The sequence below is a fragment of the Oribacterium sinus genome (genome assembly GCF_963553175.1).
Classification (GTDB): Bacteria; Bacillota; Clostridia; order Lachnospirales; family Lachnospiraceae; genus Oribacterium; species Oribacterium sinus_B.
This window is the reverse complement of sequence record NZ_CAUVME010000078.1, coordinates 1-3,545: the sequence shown is the minus strand read 5'-3', so window position 1 is coordinate 3,545 and position 3,545 is coordinate 1. Positions and strand designations below refer to the sequence as shown.

The following is a 3,545-nucleotide window of genomic DNA, read 5'->3' as shown; positions in this document are numbered from 1 at the left end:
AAAGAAAGAAGGCCTTGGAAGAGAATCTGATGCTCTTCTTCACCGGCTTTACCCGTTTTTCCTCCGAAGTACAGAAGGAAAATAAAAAATCCTCCCCCCAGGACAAGCTAAGTCTTTTGTCCGAGATGAAGGCTTTGCTGGTGGAAGCAGAGAATGTTTTGCAGGATAAGCACAAGGATTTAAACGACTTCGGTCGTCTTCTCCATAAGACCTGGGAATTAAAGCGAAAGACCGCAAAAACCATCAGTACCGACAGCATTGATGCCCTTTACGAACAGGGTCGCAAGGCCGGAGCTTTAGGCGGAAAGCTGCTGGGTGCCGGGGGTGGCGGCTTCCTCCTCTTCTATGTGGAGAAGGAAAAGCAGGGAAAGGTTTTAGAAGCCATGAAGAACTTGATTCATGTGCCCTTCTCCTTTGAAAATGACGGCACACAGGTGTTATATTACGCTCCGGAGCGCTTAGAGGAGTAAAAGATATTTGCAAGGTCTCTTACGATAAAAATAGCTTTTGATAAAAATAGAGGGATGGAAAGTAATAGAGGGATGGAATAAAGGAAATATATTTCATGCCGTAACGGTCTAAAATTCGGGCACGCTCCCGCTAACTTCGCCTTCGTAGCAGTACTAAGTTCAAGCTTCACTCTGTTCGCTTTCACTAAGTACTGACGGGCTCAGATTACCCTCTTTTTAGACCGTTACGCATGAAATAGAATCACATTACCTTGGATAATTCCATCCCTCTATTGTTATAGAAAAGATGTTTTAGACCTATACTGTATGAGATGCGTTTGCTACAATTTCTATCCCTCTATTTCTCCTCAAAGGCCTTACAAATATCTTCGATATACTCTAAAGAGCCCCGAAGCTTCTTATACTCCTCTGTGAAGGAGAGACTGCTAATCTCTGCCTCCGTGTAGGGCGCTCTAAACATTTTGTGGCCACTGTAAATGGCGATATAGAGCAAATCTCCTTTGATATAGATCGAAAGCTCCTGTCCCGCAAATTTCTCGGAAAATCTTCGGAGCATTTCCGGAGTCAGGAATCGTCTTGTTCCGAACTCATCTGTAGTATAAATATCAAAATGCTCATTATGCTGAATATCCTCCGTATCCAGCTTCATTTCCCCTTTTCCGCAGCCTGGATATCTGTACTGGACTTCATTTTTCAAAAGAAAGGCTCTATCCGTAGGGACAATGCGAACTTCTCCCTGAACCTTCACCGGGCTCTTCATACAATACAGCTGTCCTGTAAAATCATACACCGTGGTGGAATGCTTTCCGCCTGTTGTATGATAGGACTCCAGATTTCCTATAAGAAGTCCTCTGTCATCATGAAAGAACAAAAAGGTATCTTGCAGATATTTTCGAGACTTTGGGGTGAACCTCACTACATCCTCCAGAGCAATTCCCTTCTTTTCCACCGTTAGGTCGGGATAGAAGTTCTGTAACAGCGGCTCCAGCACCTCCTTGGCATAAACATCCTGAAGGCTTTCCTTCATGAAGAGAAACATTCCCGGCATCTTATGGTATTTTAGATAATAAAACAAAAGACCGCTACCAATCAAAATAAACCAAAAGATCATACTGTCCGGCCCGACAAGACGAGGCATAAGAATCAGAAAAAACGGAACAAGGTATTTTACTCTAGACCACCTTTTAATTTCCAACATCTTCTTACGGAGTGCTTGGAGTTTGATTTGAAACTCCGCACTGTCCTCCATGGCTTCAATCTTCTTTACATCCTCTTCCAATGTTCCTAACATAGATGTCCTTTCTACTCTCTATCCGTAGTATTTTCTTTAAGCCGCCTTCTTACCATCCGATGTTTTTGTTTTATAACAAAAAGTAGGCAAGGAAAATCTTGGAATTCGACTTTCCCGCCTGCTAAATTTCGGACTTTAAGCCATTTCCCCTTATGAGCAAAGGCTTTTCTTCCCTTAATCCATATTGTAATCCAAATCCTTTAAATCTCTCTTACCCTCTAAATCCTCTTGCAGGAAATCCACCTTGCGAAGTCCCTTGATTCCTGCCGCCAGACTTGTGGGAAAACAAACAACAGCCTGATTGAATACACGTACATTACTGTTGACAATCCGCTTTGCTGCTGCCAAATCTTCATTTTCACTGGCAATCTCGGACTGCAGGTTTAAAAATTGCTTGGAAGACAGGAGCTCCGGATAATTCTCTCCTACCATACGAATCTGTGCCAATACATCATTTTGGTTGGCAATCGCACGGTTGGTATCCTGAATACTTCCTCCCTGACGCAAAGCTACCAGCTCGGTAAATACCTTCTCCTCATGCTTTGCATAGGCCTTAGCCACCTTTAACATTTCCGAAATGGTATCGTAGCGCTTCACCAAGGTAATATCCACGGTCTTCTTGGATTCTTCGATAATAACCAAGTAACGATTCAGCATATTACTCTGTCCGATAAACCAAACAAGAACAATTACGATAAGGATAATGGGTACTAAAACCATATGCAGTTCCTCCTTTTTTCCGGTCGCCCTGAGCTCTTTTCCTAAGGTCAGGGCACTTACGTGCAAAGCTTCTTTGCCAAAGAATTCAAGTGGAATTCTTAAATCTCGGCAGAAAACAGTAAAAAATAGTTTCCTTGCTTATTATACTAAGAAACTTGAAAAATTCAAGAAATTTCTTTACTCTTGCACCTGCTTGGAAAAATTTGCAATAAAAGGAATCTTCCGAAGAGCGGTATAGAGAAGCATGGAAATCAACACACTCATCACTGCTTGAATGGTATTGGTCAAGATTCCTGCAGAGGCGACACCAAAATCAAAGACGAAGCTTTCCGCCACAAAGTATCCTGCAACGATAATCACTCCGCCGATAACCGTCGCCAAAAGAGCGGAGGAAAAGCTTTTCTTTTTGCCGTAGACGGTAGCTACCAAAAAGCCTTCAATCCCCTTTACCAAAAAAGTTATAGGAACAAATACCGCATAGCCCAAAAGCAAATCCGCTAAGGCCGGTCCAATAGCTCCCACAAGTGTTCCTTCTTTTCGTCCCAAAAGAAGAGCCGCCAACATAATCACCGCATCTCCTACATTAAAATACCCCCGAATACCGGGCACGGGAATCTTGGTAAACATCGTAAGCAAAGTAGATAGCGCAATCAACACCGCCGTGATTGCGATTCCCAAAGTAGTAAAACCGGATTTTGTATGCTTCTGTACTGATGTTGTAGACATGTGCAGCTCCTTTCAAGGAATAAATTGGTTTTTTCTAACACTAAGGACTATATCTCCAAATAACAGATTTGTAAATATGTATAATTTTTTATTAATGATTTGATAATTATTTATCTATTTTGTCCTTTTTCCTCCAGCTATAAAACAAAAGAAAATGAGACTGCAATTATCAAAAAAACAGAGAAATTTTCGGCAATATAGGTCTGAATGAGGGGTAGTCTGAGCCCGTCGGTACTTGCGAAAAACAAGAGAATCGCAGTTTTTCGCTTAGTATCCGATACGTGGCGAGGCTAGCGAGAGCGTGCCCCAATTTCAGACCTATATTGTTTAGAAAATTA

The 3,545-nt window shown here is 42.1% G+C and carries 3 protein-coding genes and 1 pseudogene; 1 reads left to right on the top strand and 3 read right to left on the bottom strand.

Annotated features, from left to right (window positions below; all coding sequences use genetic code 11):
- A pseudogene (locus tag RYO92_RS11025) lies at nt 1-470 on the top strand (kinase); the annotation flags it as partial.
- A gap of 337 nt (nt 471-807) precedes the next feature.
- Here RYO92_RS11025 and RYO92_RS11020 read toward each other — a convergent pair.
- The 3 genes from RYO92_RS11020 to RYO92_RS11010 all read right to left on the bottom strand — a co-directional run bounded on the left by RYO92_RS11020 (nt 808) and on the right by RYO92_RS11010 (nt 3,207).
- Nucleotides 808-1,761 carry a DUF3137 domain-containing protein gene (locus tag RYO92_RS11020; RefSeq protein WP_315370409.1) on the bottom strand — a complete coding sequence of 318 codons (954 nt, stop codon included), beginning with the start codon at nt 1,759-1,761 and terminating at the stop codon, nt 808-810.
- A gap of 174 nt (nt 1,762-1,935) precedes the next feature.
- On the bottom strand, nt 1,936-2,481 hold the full coding sequence (locus RYO92_RS11015) for a LemA family protein (protein ID WP_315370408.1): 546 nt from the start codon (nt 2,479-2,481) through the stop codon (nt 1,936-1,938).
- 177 nt (nt 2,482-2,658) lie between these two features.
- A complete protein-coding gene (locus RYO92_RS11010) occupies nt 2,659-3,207 on the bottom strand; it encodes an ECF transporter S component (protein ID WP_007157730.1) in 549 nt (182 codons plus the stop codon).
- Nucleotides 3,208-3,545 lie beyond the last annotated feature (338 nt).

What these genes read in the sequence shown, in the direction of transcription:
- RYO92_RS11020 (WP_315370409.1), bottom strand. Translation starts at nt 1,761, where the DNA reads ATGTTAGGAACATTGGAAGAGGATGTAAAGAAGATTGAAGCCATGGAG.
- RYO92_RS11015 (WP_315370408.1), bottom strand. Translation starts at nt 2,481, where the DNA reads ATGGTTTTAGTACCCATTATCCTTATCGTAATTGTTCTTGTTTGGTTT.
- RYO92_RS11010 (WP_007157730.1), bottom strand. Translation starts at nt 3,207, where the DNA reads ATGTCTACAACATCAGTACAGAAGCATACAAAATCCGGTTTTACTACT.